Raw genomic sequence first — 21,962 nt, 5'->3', positions numbered from 1 at the left:
TTGATTATAGCCACAATTTATGGTTGTAAGGTTCGCACTGCACACCCTACAAGTAGAGTTTGTAGGTAAGTCTTACAGCGTATTTCTGGTTTAGGAAGTGCAGTAGGGACAAAGGCTTTCGCCGTGTCCCTACGGGGATATATCACTCTTGTGGGGAGTAGGGGTTGGGCATCCTGCCCGCCCTAAACATACAAGTTAAATGCACAACAGCTTACTCATCTTCTGCATAGATAAACCGATACAATTCGCTAGGATCTGGTTCGGCGCTTTTCTCAGCAAAATCGACTGCATCATCAATTACTGCTTGAATCTTATTATCGATCTCTTTCAATTCTTCAGCAGTCGCCAAAGTTCGATCGATCAACTCAGCAGCCAACTTCTTAATCGGATCGCGGGGGAACCAATATTCCTTCTCTTCCTTAGAACGCAACTCATCAGGATCTGCCAAAGAATGGCCGCGAAAGCGATAAGTCAAAGCCTCAATCAAAGTCGGCCCCTCGCCGGCCCGCGCCCGCGCTACAGCTTCCTTCGCCACTTCCCGCACCGCCAAAACATCCATCCCATCAACCTCAAAACCAGCCATGCCAAAAGCATGAGCTTTTTTGTAAATCAGCGGGTCAGAAGTAGCTCGCTCGTGGGCCATCCCGATCGCCCATTTGTTGTTTTCCACAACATAAATAATCGGCAACTTCCACAAAGCCGCCATGTTCAAACACTCAAAAAACTGCCCGTTATTTGCAGCACCATCGCCGAAAAAACAAGCTGTCACGCCATCGGAACTTTCATCCCCCAAAGCTTCGCGCCGGTACTTCGATTGAAAAGCCGCCCCCGTAGCTACAGGAATCCCCTCAGCCACAAAAGCATAACCTCCCAATAGTCGGTGTTCGGCCGAAAACATGTGCATCGAACCGCCGCGGCCTTTCGAGCAACCTGTTTCCTTCCCGAACAACTCCGCCATTACCTCCCGCGCCGGGACGCCCGCGCTCAAAGCGTGAACGTGATCGCGGTAGGTGCTGCTGACGTAATCAGTGTCATCCCGGCGCATCGATCGAATCACGCCAGTAGACACAGCTTCCTGACCGTTGTACAAGTGGACAAAACCAAACATTTTGCCCCGGTAGTACATCTCAGCACACTTGTCCTCAAAGTAGCGCCCCAAGACCATATCCTCGTAGAGCATCAAGCCCTCATCCCGAGAAATGGTTACGCTTTGCGCGTCAAAAACTGGTAAAGTCCGTTCCTGAACCATAAATAATTAATACCCGACGATCGGCTTCCTAGACATCTAAATTTAAACCCAGATGGGACACAAGCGCAGCAGAAAACGATCGCACCTTTTCTGTGCAGCAGTTCACCAATTGTTAAAATGAGTTTGGCAGGCGGGGCGGATTGCCGGGACTCGGAGAACCAACTCCCATCTAAACCCCATGCACGCGAATGATATAATTCCATTACTCTCAAACCCGAAAATGCTCAAGAGTCAAACCACTCATTTAGCTGACGGGCAGTGGGGCTTTCCATTTTCCTCACTGTAAAACGCTGTAGAGGGAAAAAAATCAGAGGCTCTCTACGGCAAGTCCAACATACCGTGAATGGGGCGGTTGGAAGCCAACACCAGAATTTTTGATTTGGTTTGCGGGAGTATGTCACTTAAGATAGGCTAATTCAGTTGCTAGCGCTTTGGGGAAGTGGACAGTGTTAATTCCACTAGATTACTACCGGATTTTGGGTCTACCGATTCAAGCTACTGCCGAACAGTTGCAGCAGGCTCACCGCGATCGAACTTTACAGCTTCCGCGCAGGGAGTATTCTGAAGTTGCGATCGTCGCCCGCAAACAACTGCTCGATGAAGCCTGCGCCGTTCTGTCAGACTCAGAGGGGCGCAAAGCTTACGATGCCAGTTTTTTAGCCAAAACTTACGATCGAGAGTCGGAAGCCGCACAGGAAGCCAAGCACCAGAGGTCAAAAACCTCAGCAGGCCCGGCCACCTTCCTGCAAGACGCAGGAGAAACCGCTCCGGCAGAGTCCAAGGCTTTAGAGGCTGCTCCCGACCCCCACACTCCAAGTATTGAAATCGATGACAACCAATTCGTAGGAGCCCTGCTCATACTGCAAGAACTGGGAGAATACGAACTCGTACAGAAGCTGGGTCGCCCGTATCTTAACAATGGCAGCATCGCGATCGCAGAAGGTCGTTTCGGCGACCCTCAGCTCGTGAGGCCAGATATAGTTTTAACCGTCAGCCTTGCCTGTCTAGAACTCGGCCGCGAACAGTGGCAGCAAGGTCAGTACGAAAATGCCGCAAAATCATTAGAAGCAGGTCAAGAATTGCTGCTGCGCGAAAGCCTATTTGCAAGCGTGAGGGGTGAAATGCAAGCCGACATATACAAACTCCGTCCGTACAACATTTTAGAGCTATTATCGCTTCCCGAAGAAAAAGTCGCCGAGCGTCGCAAGGGACTGCAAATCCTGCGAGAAATGCTTCAAGAACGAGGCGGTATCGACGGTTCGGGAGACGATCGATCGGGTTTAGGAATAGAAGACTTCCTCCGGTTCGTGCAGCAAATGCGTAAACACCTAACCAGCAGCGAGCAGCAGGCGCTATTTGAAGCCGAAGCCGGCCGCCCCTCCGCAGTCGCCACTTACCTCTCGGTCTACACCCTGTTAGCCCAAGGATTTGCCGCCAGACAGCCATCGATGATCCGTCGGGCAAAGCTGATGCTGATGCAGCTCGGTCGCCGCCAAGACGTTCACCTGGAAAAAGCCGTCTGTTCCCTGCTGCTGGGCCAGACAGAAGAAGCCAGCAGAGCCCTCGAACTCAGTTCGGAAAAAGAACCCCTGGCCTTCATTCGCGAGCATTCCCAAGATTCACCCGACTTGTTGCCCGGACTGTGCTTGTACGCCGAACATTGGCTACAAGAAGAAGTGTTTCCCCACTTCCGCGACTTGGCCAACGAGTCAGTGTCATTGAAAGACTACTTTGCTGACCCGAAAGTACAAGCTTACCTAGAAGCTTTGCCACAGGACGCAGAAACCGCCAACGAATGGGTCGTCGTGCAGCCCCGCGCCGGCAAGCAGCCAGGGCGACTGCAACCGACAGCAGGCCGATCGCCGGCTGCCATACCCCCACAGCCACCCACAGCGAAGCAGGGAGCCAGTACAGTCACCTTGACCCCCGTACCGGGCGACGCTTCCACCGCAGCTTCGGGCGCGAAATCCCAGGCAACGGTGGCCGCGCCTAGCGCTGTTGCCCCCGTGTCTATCCCGATAGCTACAGTGCCACACCCTGCAGAATCGACTTCCAAACATCGCAGACGCCAACATTCAGGGCGAAGCGGAGCAAGCGGCAATGGGCTAAAGGGCGATTTTGCCGATCGAGCGCGCACCAAGGCAGCAGAAATTACCGCCCAAGTCAAGTCCATGCCTCCAAACAGGCTGGCTTTGTTTCTAGTCGCAGGTGTCGTGAGCCTGTTACTTTTGTGGTTAATACTCAGTCTCTTGGCTAGCGCGATGCAAGCCCTATCGGGCCCCCTCCAAGGAGAGCAAGCCCTCGTCCGCCTGGAAGAACCGCCGCTGGAAATCCCTGCCGTGGCCCCGACCCCAGAGCCGAGCGCAGCAGGCGCAGTGTCGGGAGAAATCAATGAGGTAGCAGCAAAAGACTTAGTTCAAGGCTGGCTATCGGCGAAAGCAGCGGCTTTGGGCCCCAATCACGCTGTCGAAGAATTAAAGCAAGTTCTGACAGAACCGGCTTTGTCTCGCTGGCAATTGATGGCAGAAGCTCAACAGCGTAACAACGCGCACCAGCGTTATGTACACAAGCTGCAAGTTAATGGAGTTACCACAAATCCGACTAATCCCGATCGCGCCCAAGTAGATGCCCAAGTCTCGGAAAAAGCCGAAGTGTTCGATCGTTCTCAACTCGTTTCTTCGCGCAATGAAAACCTGCGGGTGCGCTACGACTTGATCCGTCAAGAGGGACAGTGGCGGATTATGGATTGGCAAGTGATTAAGTAAGGAATTGTTCAGTTGACAGTTGATAGTTGACAGTTGACAGTTGACAGTTGACAGTTGACAGTTGACAGTTGACAGTTGACAGTTGACAGTTGACAGTTGACCTGGGATACCGACATCTACCTGGAAGGAAGAGGATTGGAGTAAGCTGAAGTGCATTTAAATTGTAGAGTCAAATTTAAGAAAAGTCTTGTGGGGTGGGCGTCTCGCCCGCCCAAAAAATACAATTTAGATGCCCAACAGCTTAATGAACAGTCTTCTTTTAATTTCTCCTGATCGGGGCTCTGGCTGTAAACCTATTCTTTCTGGTAATTGGTAATTGGTAATTTTTGCTGGCTAATTACTAATTACCAATTTCTGATTATTAGTTAAATTTTTAATTCCAAAAGCGGGAGTTTTGAATTGCAGATTATTGTTGAAGGCTGGCGTTTTATTTATCATTCCTATTGCGTAGCCAATCAATTTCAACTGCTGGAAATGCTCGATCGCCCGCGAGGACAAATTGAGCTTTTCCACCGCGATATGCCCTACATTGACGCAGCTTGGGAGACGAAAATTAGTTTGTTCGATCGCCCAAATGAAACATTACTTCGCAGCATTAAGAGCCCTGGGGTAAATCAGTCAGCGGATGTTACCCTGCGAATGTACTGCCCGTGGGATTTCTCGGCATCCAGCAGCGCTCAAACTTGGGTATTTGCAGCCACAGAATGGGGGATTATTACGAGTTCAGTATTACAGGCGATGGGTGTTAAGTCGATCGCCGAAACCCCGGTTAACTCAGAAACGAAAATTATTACACCTTCAGCTTGGTCAAAAGCCGGCTTAATTCGCAGCGGAGTTGAGGCCGATCGCATTGCCGTTGTACCTTTGGGAGTCGATCCTCAGATTTATTATCCTGCTGCGGGCGATCGGCGTCAATCACTGCGCCAAAGCTTGGGCTGGTCAAACTATTTTATATTTTTAAACATCGGAGGGCAAACGGATCGCAAAGGTATTCGCCCTTTATTAAAAGCCTTCGCTGCGGTAGTTGACAAATATCCAGATGCGAGATTAGTTTTAAAAGGTTCTGAACTGCTTTATCCGTCGAGAGACGAGATTGCCCAAGCCTGCCGAGTTGTGCTCAACGATGCGGAAAGAGCGAGGGTTTTACCAAGATTAATTTATACGGGTAGCCAGCTATCTTTTGCTCAAATAGCAGAGTTTTACCAAGCAGCAGATGTTTATGTTTCTCCCTATTTGGCAGAAGGTTTTAATCTGCCGGTGTTGGAAGCTGCAGCTTGCGGTTTGCCTGTTATTTGCACTGGGGGCGGCCCTACGGATGATTTTACGCGATCGGACTTTGCACAGCGGATCGAAAGTAAATTTACGGCTGTCGTGAGTGACGGGGAAACCTTATTTATCTTAGCTCCTGAGTGGGAACATTTGACTGATTTGATGCAAAGGGCGATCGAACAGCCTGGAATCGCTGCGAAAGCGAGGGTTGCGGGCCCGGCTTTTGTGGCTGAAAATTTTACTTGGAGGCGCGTAGTCGATCGATTGCTTGAGGTTATGGGAGGAGATAGAAAGAGAGAGGACAAGTCTATTTTTGAGCCAATAATTTTGTAGTTTGGGCGTTTCAAGCCCTAGATGGGGAAATAGGTTTTTTCCGGCGAAGATGCTGCCGCACCTACTGGTTTAGGTGCAGCAGATGTTTCAATCCCTGATAGGGTTTTAGGTTTTTTCCGGTCAATCTCTACCTTGCAACCCGCAGAATACACTACGCTTCAATCCCTGATAGGGTTTTAGGTTTTTTCCGGCAAGCTGAAATAGTAACCAAGAGCATAGAATACGCAGTTTCAATCCCTGATAGGGTTTTAGGTTTTTTCCGGCAAGAGGTATTTCTTCCTTGTTCATAAAAAAATGGTTTCAATCCCTGATAGGGTTTTAGGTTTTTTCCGGCTTTCCAACTCTGGGCGAATCGCTTCTTTCTCCCAGTTTCAATCCCTGATAGGGTTTTAGGTTTTTTCCGGTCGCTATTTGTATTCATATCTAAGCCTCTGCCGCGTTTCAATCCCTGATAGGGTTTTAGGTTTTTTCCGGCTTTGTGGTCATGTTGATTAGTGGTTTTGAGGGTTGTTTCAATCCCTGATAGGGTTTTAGGTTTTTTCCGGCTTAGAGAACTTAAGAATCGTCATGGAACATTTAGGTTGTTTCAATCCCTGATAGGGTTTTAGGTTTTTTCCGGCCATTTCTTACCTGATAAGCCAAAATATTTAGCAAGTGCGTTTCAATCCCTGATAGGGTTTTAGGTTTTTTCCGGCTTGCAAGCTCGATATCAGATTACGCTCTTTCTTGTTTCAATCCCTGATAGGGTTTTAGGTTTTTTCCGGCAGGGAACCAAAATGATTATCAAGCTAAAAGAATTAAGGTTTCAATCCCTGATAGGGTTTTAGGTTTTTTCCGGCGGATTGAGTACAAATTTATGCAGCGGCGACCGTCCGTTTCAATCCCTGATAGGGTTTTAGGTTTTTTCCGGCCCTGGTACTTCGGCAGTGGAACCCCAGCCAATATGTGTTTCAATCCCTGATAGGGTTTTAGGTTTTTTCCGGCGTCATGATTAATTTTGCTTCAAGTGTTCTGATCCGTTTCAATCCCTGATAGGGTTTTAGGTTTTTTCCGGCGCTAAAAATGAAGAAGACGGGTTAGACCTGACAGTTTCAATCCCTGATAGGGTTTTAGGTTTTTTCCGGCTATCACAACCTCCCAGCTAATACACCAATAAGCATTTTGTTTCAATCCCTGATAGGGTTTTAGGTTTTTTCCGGCCTAAATACAAAGAGTGGACAACTTCACAACAACGGTTTCAATCCCTGATAGGGTTTTAGGTTTTTTCCGGCGAAAATGTTTTGCCGGGGTAAAAGTCTTCATCAGTTTCAATCCCTGATAGGGTTTTAGGTTTTTTCCGGCAGAACGCTTCCTAAATCACAAGCAGACGCATCCTATGTTTCAATCCCTGATAGGGTTTTAGGTTTTTTCCGGCGTGAGGCTGGTTAAACGCGCAAATACACGGCTATAGATGGTTTCAATCCCTGATAGGGTTTTAGGTTTTTTCCGGCTAGAAATTGCTTTTGATACAGAATCAATATCAGCGTTTCAATCCCTGATAGGGTTTTAGGTTTTTTCCGGCTCGGCAGAAAGTCTGAAGCAAAAATCACCCCAAGTATGTTTCAATCCCTGATAGGGTTTTAGGTTTTTTCCGGCACCCTTTTTCAAGGGGCCGCTACCACTATACACGAGTTTCAATCCCTGATAGGGTTTTAGGTTTTTTCCGGCTTAGAGAAGCCAAACCAAGTGAGATAAATTGCTGGAGTTTCAATCCCTGATAGGGTTTTAGGTTTTTTCCGGCAATCTACCTTCTATACGCTATCGGGTACGTCACTCGTTTCAATCCCTGATAGGGTTTTAGGTTTTTTCCGGCTTACTCGCGCATCATTCTCGGCTTTATCAATACCCAGTTTCAATCCCTGATAGGGTTTTAGGTTTTTTCCGGCGTTAATGCAGCAGCAGTTGGAGTTAATGCAGCAAAAGTTTCAATCCCTGATAGGGTTTTAGGTTTTTTCCGGCCCTGCATTTTGGGCCGTGATGAAAGCTTGGGATTCGTTTCAATCCCTGATAGGGTTTTAGGTTTTTTCCGGCTCACTCAGCCAACACTCAGGCACTGGCAGAACTAGGTTTCAATCCCTGATAGGGTTTTAGGTTTTTTCCGGCGCTGTCTCTCGGTGGTTTGGGTGGTGTTGTGTTATTGTTTCAATCCCTGATAGGGTTTTAGGTTTTTTCCGGCTCGCCCTTAAAGACAAATCGGCCGCTACCTACATATCCGTTTCAATCCCTGATAGGGTTTTAGGTTTTTTCCGGCTTTAACTAATTATAAAAATACACCTAAGTTGTAACTAGTTTCAATCCCTGATAGGGTTTTAGGTTTTTTCCGGCTCGACAGCGGGAAGCATGAGCGAGTTCATCAGTGGTTTCAATCCCTGATAGGGTTTTAGGTTTTTTCCGGCTGGCTAAAGCTTCTGCCTCTTGCAATGAGTCTGTCACGTTTCAATCCCTGATAGGGTTTTAGGTTTTTTCCGGCAATAACAAAAGCATGATACAAGCGTGATATAAGCGTGTTTCAATCCCTGATAGGGTTTTAGGTTTTTTCCGGCGGCTGGTATGCTGCGATAGTTTTTCACACTGTCAGTTTCAATCCCTGATAGGGTTTTAGGTTTTTTCCGGCTTACTAATTATTGAATTTTTGCTGTGCCTCTCTTGTTTCAATCCCTGATAGGGTTTTAGGTTTTTTCCGGCGAGTTGTCTCCTGATTATATTGAAGTGATTTTACGTTTCAATCCCTGATAGGGTTTTAGGTTTTTTCCGGCTTTGCTTTTATTTTTACTAGCATTTTTTCCCTTAGTTTCAATCCCTGATAGGGTTTTAGGTTTTTTCCGGCTTGAGCATCTACAATCATTTGAGCGGGTGCAAGGGTAGGTTTCAATCCCTGATAGGGTTTTAGGTTTTTTCCGGCTCTATCGGCATCCATTAAAGCCCTCAATCAATCAATAGTTTCAATCCCTGATAGGGTTTTAGGTTTTTTCCGGCATACTCCGTTAGTATGACTACCCCTGTAACCATAAGTTTCAATCCCTGATAGGGTTTTAGGTTTTTTCCGGCCCATAATGCTCGGAGATTCTCGCCTCTAATTGCGAGAGGTTTCAATCCCTGATAGGGTTTTAGGTTTTTTCCGGCGAAGGCCGCCAAGTCTGGCCGCTGGGGTCATCGTGGTTTCAATCCCTGATAGGGTTTTAGGTTTTTTCCGGCTTTAACAACAACTCCTTTTGTCACAAGAATTCTGGGGTTTCAATCCCTGATAGGGTTTTAGGTTTTTTCCGGCTCTGTGCATTACTACTTATTTGGATCAGCCTACTATTGTTTCAATCCCTGATAGGGTTTTAGGTTTTTTCCGGCAATATTGCTTCAACATCTGCAAGCGTCACCCGCGAAGTTTCAATCCCTGATAGGGTTTTAGGTTTTTTCCGGCAAGTGAAGTTCTAGGCGATCCTGCTCAATTTGAGTTTCAATCCCTGATAGGGTTTTAGGTTTTTTCCGGCGCAATCCATCCCAGAAGGGAGGAAGCGATGCACCCGGCGTTTCAATCCCTGATAGGGTTTTAGGTTTTTTCCGGCTCTTCCTAATGGATTCTGCTGCCAGTTAGACCATGTTTCAATCCCTGATAGGGTTTTAGGTTTTTTCCGGCTTTTCTAATTGCTTAGCCAGTTTCCCTTGGGCTATTAAGTTTCAATCCCTGATAGGGTTTTAGGTTTTTTCCGGCCGAACTTTCTTTCACTATCAATGAACTACAAAAGCTTACGTTTCAATCCCTGATAGGGTTTTAGGTTTTTTCCGGCGCAGTAAGTAGAACCCGTAGTGCTATGAGTCCAGTAGTTTCAATCCCTGATAGGGTTTTAGGTTTTTTCCGGCGAAAAATTATGCGTTTTTAACTCTTACAATTCGTGTTTCAATCCCTGATAGGGTTTTAGGTTTTTTCCGGCACGCTTAGCAAGGGTGTCAGTCTAACTGAAATCATGTTTCAATCCCTGATAGGGTTTTAGGTTTTTTCCGGCTTAAATCGATCGCGCGCCATCTGCTCTTTTGTTTCGTTTCAATCCCTGATAGGGTTTTAGGTTTTTTCCGGCTTTAGATTCTAGATTGTGCCGATCGCCCAACAAGTTTCAATCCCTGATAGGGTTTTAGGTTTTTTCCGGCTCAAAGTTGCCAAACTAGACACCCCACACAGCGTTTCAATCCCTGATAGGGTTTTAGGTTTTTTCCGGCGATCGCCTGTTGCGGACTTGCCTGAATCGCTTTTGTTTCAATCCCTGATAGGGTTTTAGGTTTTTTCCGGCGCAAGCGCGCACTTCTACGGCAGCATAATTATTTGCTCCGTTTCAATCCCTGATAGGGTTTTAGGTTTTTTCCGGCTGAGGCCATCGGCTTGCAATGGAAACACATAGAGTTTCAATCCCTGATAGGGTTTTAGGTTTTTTCCGGCCTGAAATCCCTGACCGGGTAGCCACTGGCCGGCATAGTTTCAATCCCTGATAGGGTTTTAGGTTTTTTCCGGCGATATGCCCAAGGATACTCTCAGAAATCAGGCTTTAGGTTTCAATCCCTGATAGGGTTTTAGGTTTTTTCCGGCAATATATGCAAAAGTGTTATCAATAGAGAGTGTGCCGTGGTTTCAATCCCTGATAGGGTTTTAGGTTTTTTCCGGCAGTGGAAATTTGTGCCGATCGACCTGCTGCGACGTTTCAATCCCTGATAGGGTTTTAGGTTTTTTCCGGCCTTGCTCAATCAGTACGTCTCAATGCGAATTCCCGTTTCAATCCCTGATAGGGTTTTAGGTTTTTTCCGGCGTACAGAATTTATCAACACCATTGTAAACGTGCGAGTTTCAATCCCTGATAGGGTTTTAGGTTTTTTCCGGCAAAAAAGTGTCCGAAATTTCGGACACTTTGAAAACTGCGAGTTTCAATCCCTGATAGGGTTTTAGGTTTTTTCCGGCCGCGGTCAAAGTAGCGCGGGGCGGGAACGACGGGGTTTCAATCCCTGATAGGGTTTTAGGTTTTTTCCGGCTTGAACCGGGAAGGTTGGCAGATGGCGCGCCGTAGTTTCAATCCCTGATAGGGTTTTAGGTTTTTTCCGGCAGGATATTGACGAACACAGGCGCCAAGAACTCGAAGTTTCAATCCCTGATAGGGTTTTAGGTTTTTTCCGGCGCTATTTACTAAAGTGCTAAACAAACTCAAGTTTAGAGTTTCAATCCCTGATAGGGTTTTAGGTTTTTTCCGGCTCAGAGCGCAGCGGCGACCTTCAAAACAGCAAGCAAACCCAGTTTCAATCCCTGATAGGGTTTTAGGTTTTTTCCGGCGATTTCACAAGGCATTAGGCCTTGTGAGCAAATGTTTCAATCCCTGATAGGGTTTTAGGTTTTTTCCGGCACAAAAATCAGCCACTGCCAGCAGAGAATTACCCGTTTCAATCCCTGATAGGGTTTTAGGTTTTTTCCGGCGCGGGTAATTCTGCGGAGTTACCCAAGGTTGATGTTTCAATCCCTGATAGGGTTTTAGGTTTTTTCCGGCGCAATCGAGCGACTTGTTTGTCGCCGGCCGCTTCCTCCGTTTCAATCCCTGATAGGGTTTTAGGTTTTTTCCGGCTCTGCTGTTGCAAGTTGCGATCGCAATTCTGACGTTTCAATCCCTGATAGGGTTTTAGGTTTTTTCCGGCTCGGCCGAATATTGCTGGTAGGGCGAGTGCGGGTTTCAATCCCTGATAGGGTTTTAGGTTTTTTCCGGCATTGTACGTTTATCTTTTTGATTCTTAAAATCAGTTTCAATCCCTGATAGGGTTTTAGGTTTTTTCCGGCTACATCTACTGTGCTCATATTCTTGTCCTTGCTTGGTTTCAATCCCTGATAGGGTTTTAGGTTTTTTCCGGCTAACTGTGCATATTCCAAAGAGCCATCCCCTTTAGTTTCAATCCCTGATAGGGTTTTAGGTTTTTTCCGGCTTATTGAGTTTTTGTGGGCTCATTTATTAGTGCTTTTGTTTCAATCCCTGATAGGGTTTTAGGTTTTTTCCGGCTTTTGGCGACTTAGATAGCGGTATTACTTGGAAGCGTTTCAATCCCTGATAGGGTTTTAGGTTTTTTCCGGCTTATATATATCAGGTTGCATCCATCGGGAATAAGGGTATTGTTTCAATCCCTGATAGGGTTTTAGGTTTTTTCCGGCCCAATCTGCCGAAAGTAAAATAGGTCGGCGTTCGTGGTTTCAATCCCTGATAGGGTTTTAGGTTTTTTCCGGCTCAATTTAATGATGTGCGAGCCGTATTTGATAAGTTTCAATCCCTGATAGGGTTTTAGGTTTTTTCCGGCTAAAATTTAAACCCAAAGTTAAGGCAGCCATAATCAGTTTCAATCCCTGATAGGGTTTTAGGTTTTTTCCGGCTGCTTTTGGGAGATTCGTAGGCTCCTTTGTCCTTTTCGTTTCAATCCCTGATAGGGTTTTAGGTTTTTTCCGGCCTCAGCATCGCTGATAGCGAATCTTGTCCGAGGGGTTTCAATCCCTGATAGGGTTTTAGGTTTTTTCCGGCATGCGTTGGGTCGTACAGCGCTCCGTACAATCCGTTTCAATCCCTGATAGGGTTTTAGGTTTTTTCCGGCTGGCACTGTGACAGTTATTATGTACAAAGTGATTGTTTCAATCCCTGATAGGGTTTTAGGTTTTTTCCGGCTCGGTAGCTACAACAGAGTGCGGTCGTGGCAGAGTCCAAGTAGTTTCAATCCCTGATAGGGTTTTAGGTTTTTTCCGGCCCCGATCGAAATATCGGGGTTCGGGTACGACGGGGTGTTTCAATCCCTGATAGGGTTTTAGGTTTTTTCCGGCATGTTGCATTATTGCAGTGTATTGCACTATAATAAAGTTTCAATCCCTGATAGGGTTTTAGGTTTTTTCCGGCGCCAGCAGCGGTCTGACCGCCACCAAAAAGTCGTGTTTCAATCCCTGATAGGGTTTTAGGTTTTTTCCGGCTCAATGCCTTCTCATCCACCGACCGCCACTAAAAAGTTTCAATCCCTGATAGGGTTTTAGGTTTTTTCCGGCATGCTAGCGAATAAGCTAAAAGCTGCGATAAATCGTTTCAATCCCTGATAGGGTTTTAGGTTTTTTCCGGCTGTAAGGCCTTCGGTCTTCAACCCGGTGATTTTATTTATTTGTTTCAATCCCTGATAGGGTTTTAGGTTTTTTCCGGCTTGGTAATCCACCGCCTGCGGGTACTTCTTCCAGTATGTTTCAATCCCTGATAGGGTTTTAGGTTTTTTCCGGCGCTGTTTTGAGTGGCAGTTTTGCCGGTTGAGGCGTGTTTCAATCCCTGATAGGGTTTTAGGTTTTTTCCGGCAGCGCAGCGATTAATCGCCGAATGTTTCCCAAAAGTTTCAATCCCTGATAGGGTTTTAGGTTTTTTCCGGCCTTGATTTTTAAATCTGCTAAAGGTTGTGAAATCGATGTTTCAATCCCTGATAGGGTTTTAGGTTTTTTCCGGCTGGCATTGGCATCTGTATTTAGCGAGGACGGTCATCGGTTTCAATCCCTGATAGGGTTTTAGGTTTTTTCCGGCTAAAGGCAATTCGTTCGCAGACTAATATTGACGGCAAAGTTTCAATCCCTGATAGGGTTTTAGGTTTTTTCCGGCAAGTGGGATAACAAACTAATAATATCAATTTAAAGTTTCAATCCCTGATAGGGTTTTAGGTTTTTTCCGGCCGCCCGTTCCAGAAGCCAGGGTGTATTTGGTTTTCAAGGTGCAGTTGCGTCCAGCTAAGATAAAAGTACCATTCCAGCCTTCGGCTTGTCAATACCCGACTTTCCATACCCACTCCAAAACCCTATCCTGTAAAGCTTTCAGACTTTGCGTCAGTCTTTTTTTCACCCTAGGGGCATCAAACTCTTGCTGCACATGAGTTTGAGCCGAAAAATTTGATACTCCGATTTTAACACCTACCGATGGACGCAAACTAAGGAAAAAATATTCTGCGCTCAACGGGCTCTACGCCACCAATACCTTCGATCTTAGCCTGACAGCCAGCGCACAGCGGAAAAAACAAAATACAGTCTTCCTTGGGTTCGATAACTTTGTTCGGCAGGGCGATCGTAACTTAGACTTGAGTCCTAGCCTCCATCAATCTCCTCAACTGGTTCGATGACTTTGTTCGGCGTGGCGATCGTAACTTAGACTTGAGTCCTAGCCTCCATCAATCTCCTCAAACGATTCCGCCAGCCAGAAAGCAAAGCGATTAAAACACAACTCCGATATATCAAAAAAAATTAGCTCATATTCAACAGCTAACGACTTAGACACTTATCTCTAAAACCTCACGAAAAAGCCATATAAAAGCTGCCAAGTCGTAGACTTATCAAAATCTATGCTTTAGAAAATCACAGACCATAACTTATATTTTACCGAAATTGAATTCCCAATTAATTGCTAGGAGTCATTTTCTCCCACTTGTTCAGCAAAATCTAAACCTTCAATAATTATCGAATTTTTACTTGCTATATTTGAGGTATTTGCGCTTCGCGGTTCCGAAAAATATTATTGGCGAATTGCCTAAAAAATCCCCAAATTAACTTAAAATCAGTAGAGTGGCATTTACCTTAAAACTACCTATGACAAAAGCCGAAATTAGCACCAAAAACGTCACAGTTCCTAACGGGGATTTGCAAATAGCTGCATACCTAGCCCAGCCAGCCTCCCCAGGGCAATTTCCCGCAGTTATCGTAATTCAAGAAATCTTTGGCGTCAACTCGCACATCCGCGAAGTTACAGAAAGAATAGCAAAAGAAGGATATGTGGCGATCGCCCCAGCCATTTACCAGCGTCAAGCCCCCGGCTTTGAAACCGGCTACACACCCGAAGCTATCCAAATCGGCAGAGAATACAAAGAAAAAACCACGGCTTCCGAACTTCTCAGCGATATCCAAGCCACCATCGATTACCTCAAAACTCTACCCTCTGTCAAACAAGAAGGTTTTGGCTGCATCGGTTTCTGCTTTGGAGGACACGTCGCCTACCTTGCCGCTACTTTGCCCGAAATCAAGGCTACAGCGTCGTTCTACGGCGCCGGTATCGCCACCCAAACCCCCGGCGGCGGCACCCCCACGATCGCCCGCACAGCAGACATTAAAGGCACTCTCTACGCCTTTTTTGGCACCCAAGACGCCAGCATTCCCTTAGAACAAGTTGACCAAATCGCCGCAGAATTGCAAAAACACAGTATTTCTCACCAAATTTTCCGCTACAATGCCGATCACGGCTTCTTCTGCGACCACCGCGGCAGTTACGACGCTACGGCAGCAGCCGACTCGTGGGTGCAGGTAAAGCAGCTATTTCATCAGCAACTTCAACCAGCTTAGAGAGTGGGAGATGGGGAGATAGGGAGATGGGGAGAGTGGGAAAATTTTTTCTACTGACGACTGCCAACTAAATTACTGACAACTGACAACTAAACTGACATGAATTCCAAATCTACAGGTTCTCAAAGCGCAAAAGCATCCTTTTCAATGGATGATTTTGCTAAAGCCCTCGAACAGCACAATTACGAGTTCCAGAAGGGACAAGTAGTGCGCGGCAAAGTGTTCGAGTACGACTCAAACGGCGCGTATGTTGATATCGGCGGCAAGTCTTCGGCTTTTTTGCCGATCGAAGAGGCTGCTTTGAGAACAGTAACGGATTTGTCGGAAGTGGTTCCGCTGGACGAGGAACGGGACTTTTTGATTATCCGCGAACAAGATGCCGATGGCCAAGTTACTTTGTCCCTGCGGCAGTTACAAATTCAGCAAGCTTGGGAAGATTTAGTTGAATTGCAGGAAACCGGTAAAGTTCTTCAGGTGCGGGTTACTGGGGCGAATAAGGGCGGCGTGACAGTAGATGTTCAGGGAATGCGCGGCTTTATTCCCAGATCGCACTTAGTCGATCGCGATAACCTAGAATCGCTGATCGGTCAATCTTTGAGCGTTAATTTTTTGGAGGTCGATCGCGAGCGAGAAAAACTCGTACTTTCCCAGCGGATGGCCACTCAATCGAATGCCTTCAAGGATTTGCAAATTGGTCAGTTGGTGGAAGGAAAAGTCAGCAGCATCAAGCCTTTTGGCGTGTTTGTGGACTTGGAAGGAGTTAGCGGTTTGCTGCACATCAAGCAAGTGAGCCAAAAATATATTGATAACCTTGGAAAGGTGTTTGCTCCCGGTCAACCCCTGAAAGCGATCGTGGTTGACCTCGATGAAAGTCGCGGCCGGATTTCGCTTTCTACTCGGGTACTGGAAAATTACCCAGGGGAAATGGTGGATAAAATGGCGGATGTTATGGATACCGCAGAAGAGCGATCGGAACGTGCTAGAAAGACTCTTTCTTAAGTCTTGACATAATTAGAACCCCATCTCCCGGAAAACAATAGGAATCTAATTTTAACCGCAGATAAACCCCCATAGACACAGATAAAATCCCATCCGCGTTCATCTGTGTTCATCGGCTGAAATCTGCGGTTAAAAAATCCCCATATAACTAATCTGCTCTCTTCCTGATTCCCCATCCACCGGAAACAATCATTCGGGTGCAACCGGAATCGATCTAATATGACTCGAACTTGTTTCGCTCTCCACAGTTGCTTCCACTGGCCAAGAATTTTCCATCTCTACTGTTTGTTTCGGCTGATAAACTGCCAAGTCGAACCAGAAAGTCGTACCCACATTAACTTCGCTAACTAAATTAATTTTAGTGTGGTGCTTGTCAATAATGTTTCTGACAATAGAAAGACCTAATCCCGTTCCTTCTAAAGTGTGTACTCGGTTTTCTACCCGGAAAAAGCGATCGAAAATTGCTTGTTGGTCTTCAGGATCAATGCCAATTCCCGTATCAGAAATTTCGATCCGCACTACTGGAAAATGTTTGGCATCCGGTGACAAGTTGTGGTTGACGGATTGACCGTCTTTGTGGGTGGGCGCCTCCGGCTCTAGCAAATACGCTCGAATTGCCACCTTGCCGCCGGACTGCGTAAATTTTAAGGCATTTCCTACTAAATTTGCAAATACTTGCAGCAGTAAATCGTAATGACCTAAAGCAGGTGGCAAATACGGGTCAACTTCTTGCTCTAATTCAATGCCTTTATCCTTAGCATTTAACTGATAAGTCCGCAGGGTTTGTTCCACAGCTTGCGGGAGGTCAACAGCTTCCAAGTGATAAACTCGGCAGGATTCCAGTCGCGATAAGTCTAACACGTCGTTAACTAAACGAGTTAGTCGATCGGTTTCTCGATTGGCAATTTCTAGGAATTCCCTGCGCTCGCTTTCTAGAAGGTCTTCTCCGTACTCGTGGAGAGTCTCGATAAAAGATTTGATATTAAATAAAGGTGTTCTCAATTCGTGAGAAACATTGCTGATAAAATTGCTTTTAGCCTCATTGAGTTCTACTTCGCGAGTAATATCCTGCACTGTCATTGCAATGCCTTTGAGACTTTCTCGGTAATTTCCGGAACCTTGATGCTTGGAGGTTTGCTCGTAGAAAGTACACTCTACAGCTACCGGGCGTTGTGGCTCTGTACAGGTATCTTCCTCATGGCGGATGCAGCTTCTGCACAGCGGTTCAGCACCGGGCGCTTTGTGCAGAATGACAGTAGTTAAAACAATCCGAATTGTACGGTTAACTGGTTCGCTCATAGAGATGCGAAATTCGCCGCCTTCGCGATCGCCCGCAGCTATTTCCTGCAAAGGTCTCCCCAACTCCTGCTGCACTTCCGAAGGCAAAATGTTGAGAACATTTACTCCGAGCGCATTTTTGCCTTCCCATCCAAAAATCCGCATCCCCGTCGGATTAACTAAAATTACCTGCAAATTTGCGTCTAATAAAAGCGCGCCATCAGCAATCGTTGATACCAAAGTTTCTAACTTAGCTTTTTCCGCTGTCAGCTCTTCAATATTTTGTTCTTCATAACTTTCGAGTTTCTGGGCCATCTCGTTAAAACTCCCAATCAACTCGCCCAATTCTCCCCCTAAAGGCAGGTCAACTCGCTGCTTAAAATTCCCGCTGGCGATATTTTTAACCCCGAAGACTAATTGTTTGATCGGCTGAGTAATTGTCAGGGCATTAAATACAGCTCCCAAAATTACCATCACCCAAATAGTGACAAATACTGCTAAAGTGACATCCCTAGTCAGATTGGAAGAGATAACTGCTGCAGGATTGGGGTTAATGCCGATCGCCAAAACTCCCAAATATTTGTCTTCATGAATTAACGGCACAAATACATCGGTAACTTCTCCATCTGGCGTCAAATGCTGCCGCACCAAAGGCAAAGAAGTTAAATTTCTGGCCTCAATATCGGCGAGAAAATTATCCGGAAGTTTGATCTGGCGGCGCAGCGTCAGGGAAGTCTCCACCTCGGATTCCGAAAAGGGTATCCCCAGGAAAATATCCCCCGCTTCGTCTGCATAAAGCATATAGCGGACGCTGGAGGTGCTGCTGTAAAATTGGCGGGAAAAGCGGGCGACTTCGGAGCGATCGTTTTTGGCAATCAGCGGCGCCACATTTGCCGCCAACAGCAGGCCGAGGTCGCGGCCGTAGCGAGTATCGTTAAGTCGGGCGTCTTGCTGGATAGTATTCACGGCCCAGAATGTCAGGCCGCTCATAATTAACGACACTACGAGGGTAGCACCGGCCATCAGGCGGGTCTGGAGGGTAAAATCCGACCACCAGCGGGCAATAATTTCTCCGATTTTGTTTAGTATGGCCAGCATTTCACCAGTTCACCCGTTCAATATTAAAAGCAAGATCAATTCCGTTGGCTCCCGATCGACTTTTCTGATGCGACTTGTCCGCTACCGCCACCGCAGAGATACCAAACTTCATTGTTACATTTCTACATTGAGATTGCTTGGCTTTCGGATGGCGGCCGATGTCGCAACTCCTAATTTTTATCGCCCAGAGCACGGCGACCGATGTCCCGACGGCAGTAGACCCCTTCAAATTGGATACAATCAACTGCTGCATAAGCTTTGGAGATAGCTTGTTCCAAAGTTTCTCCCGCCGCGGTGACGCCCAAAACCCGACCGCCGTCGCTCACCAACTGCTGCTGCTTCAACTGGGTGCCGGCGTGAAACACTTCTGCTCCTTTGGCTTCAGCTTCCTCGATACCTGTAATAACTTTGCCTTTTTGATAACTTCCAGGATAGCCCCCAGAAGCCAAAACTACGCAAACCGAGGCCCCCGACTTCCAGCGAATAGAATTTTCACCGAGACGCTGCTGACAGCAGGCCAGCACCAAATCTTCCAAAGGAGTTTCCAGCAGTGACAAAACCGCTTGAGTTTCGGGGTCTCCGAAACGGCAGTTGAATTCTAAGACTTTGGGTTCTCCGTCGGGGGTAATCATTAAACCTGCGTAGAGTACACCCCGGTAGTCGATTTTGCGTTTTTGCAGTGCTGCGAGGGTGGGTTCGAGAATTTCTTCTTGAATCCTTTCCATTAGTTCCGGGGTGACAAGGGGCGCTGGGGCGTAGGCTCCCATACCGCCGGTGTTGGCTCCCTTGTCGCCTTCGCCGATAGCTTTGTGGTCTTGGGCCGGCAGCAACGGTTCCACTGTGATGCCGTCGGTGAGGGCGAGAATCGAGACTTCTTGACCTGTTAAGAATTCTTCGACGACGACTCGGATGTTGTCGGTGCCGAATTCGCCTCGGAAAATGGTGTTGATGGCGCTGTGAGCCATTTTGACGGTGGTGGCAACGGTGACTCCTTTGCCTGATGCGAGTCCGTCTGCTTTGATGACTATCGGGGTTCCTTGTTCTAGAACGTATGCTTTTGCTGCTTCTGCGTCTGTAAATACGGCAGCTTTGGGTGTGGGGATGCCTGCTTCGAGCATCAATTCTTTGGCCCAGGATTTGCTGGATTCAATTTGGGCGCCGGCTTTGGTGGGGCCGAAAATCATCATTTTTCGCTGTTGGAAATAGTCGGCGATGCCTAGCGATAGGGGCAATTCGGGGCCGACGATGACTAATCCGATGTTGTTGACCATCACAAAGCGTTCGATGCCTTGGAAGTCGTCGATGTTGAGCGACAGATTTTGACAGCCTGGGGTGGTAGCTGTGCCGCCGTTCCCAGGCACGCAGAATACTTGTTTAATCCGCGTAGATTCTAGCAGTTTTTTTGCGATCGCGTGTTCGCGCCCTCCGTTTCCCACAACTAAAACTTTCACAGTATCCTCACCTATCAATTTTGTTTCCTGAATGTCTGATTTTCAGTGTTGGCATCTGTCTATCTGCTTTTTGCAGTGCTGTCAATTATGCCATGCTTGGCGCTAGGGAATTGCTAGATGTGGCACTTTTCTGGAGGAGTGGCGTTCGACGGCTGTTTCTCAATGGCTGGGAGCGTGCAATAATTAAAGACTTTAGCTGCCCAATTTTTCTAGGTTCTGCCTCGATTTAATCAGGCAATTAAAACTATTTTTTGGCTTTTAACTCTGCAATTACTGTAATTCATCCGGGGGCAAATAGCGATAAGATAGGCAGGTTGACTCTGCGAAATTTTACTCACATGAAATCTAATCAAACCGCTGCGAGTTCGTCTGCCAAATTTAAGCGGGTGGGCGTTGTCGGCGGCGGCCAGCTAGCTTCGATGATGGGGGATGCTGCTAGGGCGCTAGGTATTGAATTGGTAGTACAAACTCCTAATGCTACCGATCCAGCAGTTTCTGTTGCTGCTGGTGCTATTGGGGCTGCTGTTGATGATGTTTTGGGTACGGCTCAATTGGCGGCTGGCTGCGATGTTATTACTTTTGAAAATGAGTTTGTGGATTTGGATGGTTTGCAGCCGCTAGAAGAGCAAGGTGTGTTATTTCAGCCGAGTTTGTCGTCGCTTTCTCCTTTGTTGGATAAGTACGTTCAGCGCTGTTATTTACAAGGTTTGGGTTTGCCAACTCCGAGGTTTTGGGAATGGGATTGCAGCGCAGATTTGCCCCCAGAATTGTTTAAGGAAGTTGCGATCGACTTTCCGGCAATTTCTGTTTCCGACAGCGTGCAAATGGCAGGAGACTCGGATGCTGGATCGATCGACTTTCCCTTTGTCGTCAAAGTTCGCCGCCACGGTTATGACGGCCAAGGTACTTTTATTGTTAAGGATCGGGGGAGTTTTGAGTCAATTCGTGCTAAACTCCAAGGTCAGTCTTTGCTGGTGGAAGAGTTTGTGCCTTTCGATCGCGAATTGGCAGTGATTGCGGCTCGATCGGCAACTGGCGAAATTGCGATTTATCCGATCGTAGAAACCCAACAGCAAAATCAAGTTTGCCGCCTGGTGATTGCACCTGCTGATATTAGTGTAGATGTGAAAACTGAAGCTTGTGCGATCGCCCGCACTCTCCTCAACAGTTTGCAAGCTGTCGGCGTATTCGGCATTGAATTATTTTTAACCGCCGATAATAAGCTGTTAGTCAATGAAATTGCACCCCGTACCCACAACTCGGGACATTTTACGATCGATGCCTGTGAAACTTCACAATTTGAACAGCATTTGCGTGCTGTTTGTCAACTGCCTTTAGGTAATTCGGCTCTGAAATGTGCAGGCGCTGTCATGGTAAATTTGCTAGGCTACGAGTCGGCTGAGTCCGATTATTTAGCCAAACGAAAACAACTGGCACAAATTAGCGGTGCTTTTGTCCATTGGTATGGTAAGAAAGTATCGCGTCCCGGCCGCAAACTCGGTCACGTTACAGTTGTGCTCGACGCGGACTTGGTGGCTCAGGGGCGATCGTCAGCGGAGGCGATCGCTCAAACCGTTGAATCTATCTGGTATGCAAGTTAAATTGCTCGAAGCTTGCCAAAATCGGGTTAGTTGGTATATATTAAATAAAGGTTCTACTGCGACGTTGGTGACTGCCAATAATGTTTTTTTGATCTATAACTCTTAACTCTCGGGAATCAAGATGTTTGGACAGCAGTAAACTGGGCTTGTACCCAGAAACTTTAAGTCCGAGCCAACGGTACCCACCTGGTAAAATACCAGGTCAAAAGCTGAGGTAAGACGGCGTTGCGGGGAGCCATTAAAATTTTGATTGAGATAGGCGCTGTGAAATATAGCTAGCCTATTTTTTTTTAGATACACGCTTTTACTCATAGTAAACGTGAGCTCGACGAGGGCTTTTGCAACGGGAACATCCCGGTTTTGCAAAAGCCTCAAATGGCTAAGAGGTCGTTGAGGTAGGCACAACGAAGTTTTAGCATTTGATTGACATTTTTTTTCAACCATTGAGTCCCATTTTGGTTCTTCCTTACTTGGTATGCTAAATCAATAGCTAAATCAGTCAAAAAAATTGAAAAAATATGTCAAAATATCAAT

General features: G+C 46.8%; 8 protein-coding genes, 1 other RNA gene and 1 CRISPR repeat array. Of the genes, 6 read left to right on the top strand and 3 right to left on the bottom strand.

Going from position 1 to position 21,962, the window contains the following annotated elements; genetic code table 11:
- Nucleotides 1-211 precede the first annotated feature (211 nt).
- Nucleotides 212-1,249: a pyruvate dehydrogenase (acetyl-transferring) E1 component subunit alpha gene (pdhA, locus tag QUB06_RS06500; RefSeq protein ID WP_333147130.1), complete on the bottom strand. Its 1,038-nt coding sequence runs from the start codon at nucleotides 1,247-1,249 to the stop codon at nucleotides 212-214.
- Nucleotides 1,250-1,695: 446 nt separating this feature from the next.
- Here pdhA and QUB06_RS06495 point away from each other — a divergent pair, with 446 nt between their 5' ends.
- The 4 genes from QUB06_RS06495 (at nucleotide 1,696) to QUB06_RS06480 (ending at nucleotide 16,000) form a co-directional block, all read left to right on the top strand.
- On the top strand, nucleotides 1,696-4,014 hold the full coding sequence (locus QUB06_RS06495; RefSeq protein ID WP_333434598.1) for an IMS domain-containing protein: 2,319 nt from the start codon (nucleotides 1,696-1,698) through the stop codon (nucleotides 4,012-4,014).
- A 399-nt stretch (nucleotides 4,015-4,413) separates the two neighbouring features.
- Nucleotides 4,414-5,616 carry a glycosyltransferase family 4 protein gene (locus QUB06_RS06490; protein WP_333434597.1) on the top strand — a complete coding sequence of 401 codons (1,203 nt, stop codon included), beginning with the start codon at nucleotides 4,414-4,416 and terminating at the stop codon, nucleotides 5,614-5,616.
- 84 nt (nucleotides 5,617-5,700) lie between these two features.
- A CRISPR array of direct repeats spans nucleotides 5,701-13,351; the repeat unit is 37 nt; unit sequence GTTTCAATCCCTGATAGGGTTTTAGGTTTTTTCCGGC.
- Nucleotides 13,352-14,254: 903 nt separating this feature from the next.
- Nucleotides 14,255-15,001, top strand: coding sequence for a dienelactone hydrolase family protein (locus QUB06_RS06485; protein ID WP_333434596.1), 747 nt, complete (start codon nucleotides 14,255-14,257; stop codon nucleotides 14,999-15,001).
- Nucleotides 15,002-15,100: 99 nt separating this feature from the next.
- Complete coding sequence (locus QUB06_RS06480; RefSeq protein WP_333434595.1) at nucleotides 15,101-16,000, top strand: S1 RNA-binding domain-containing protein; 900 nt, start codon at nucleotides 15,101-15,103, stop codon at nucleotides 15,998-16,000.
- Nucleotides 16,001-16,189: 189 nt separating this feature from the next.
- Here QUB06_RS06480 and QUB06_RS06475 read toward each other — a convergent pair whose 3' ends face one another.
- Both QUB06_RS06475 and purD read right to left on the bottom strand, forming a co-directional pair.
- Nucleotides 16,190-18,376, bottom strand: coding sequence for an ATP-binding protein (locus QUB06_RS06475; RefSeq protein ID WP_333434594.1), 2,187 nt, complete (start codon nucleotides 18,374-18,376; stop codon nucleotides 16,190-16,192).
- Nucleotides 18,377-18,546: 170 nt separating this feature from the next.
- Nucleotides 18,547-19,827, bottom strand: coding sequence for a phosphoribosylamine--glycine ligase (purD, locus tag QUB06_RS06470; RefSeq protein WP_333434593.1), 1,281 nt, complete (start codon nucleotides 19,825-19,827; stop codon nucleotides 18,547-18,549).
- A 338-nt stretch (nucleotides 19,828-20,165) separates the two neighbouring features.
- On the opposite strand from purD, the gene QUB06_RS06465 reads away from it, so the two are divergent.
- Both QUB06_RS06465 and ssrS read left to right on the top strand, forming a co-directional pair.
- Nucleotides 20,166-21,428 (top strand): 5-(carboxyamino)imidazole ribonucleotide synthase, encoded by a 1,263-nt coding sequence (locus QUB06_RS06465; protein WP_333434592.1) that lies wholly within the window; start codon nucleotides 20,166-20,168, stop codon nucleotides 21,426-21,428.
- A 50-nt stretch (nucleotides 21,429-21,478) separates the two neighbouring features.
- Nucleotides 21,479-21,666, top strand: a non-coding RNA gene (gene ssrS, locus QUB06_RS06460) — 6S RNA.
- Nucleotides 21,667-21,962 lie beyond the last annotated feature (296 nt).

The sequence above is a fragment of the Microcoleus sp. D2_18a_D3 genome, from assembly GCF_036702455.1.
GTDB lineage: Bacteria > Cyanobacteriota > Cyanobacteriia > Cyanobacteriales > Microcoleaceae > Microcoleus.
Note: the sequence above shows the minus strand (reverse complement) of the source record. Positions and strands in the feature narration are given on the sequence as shown.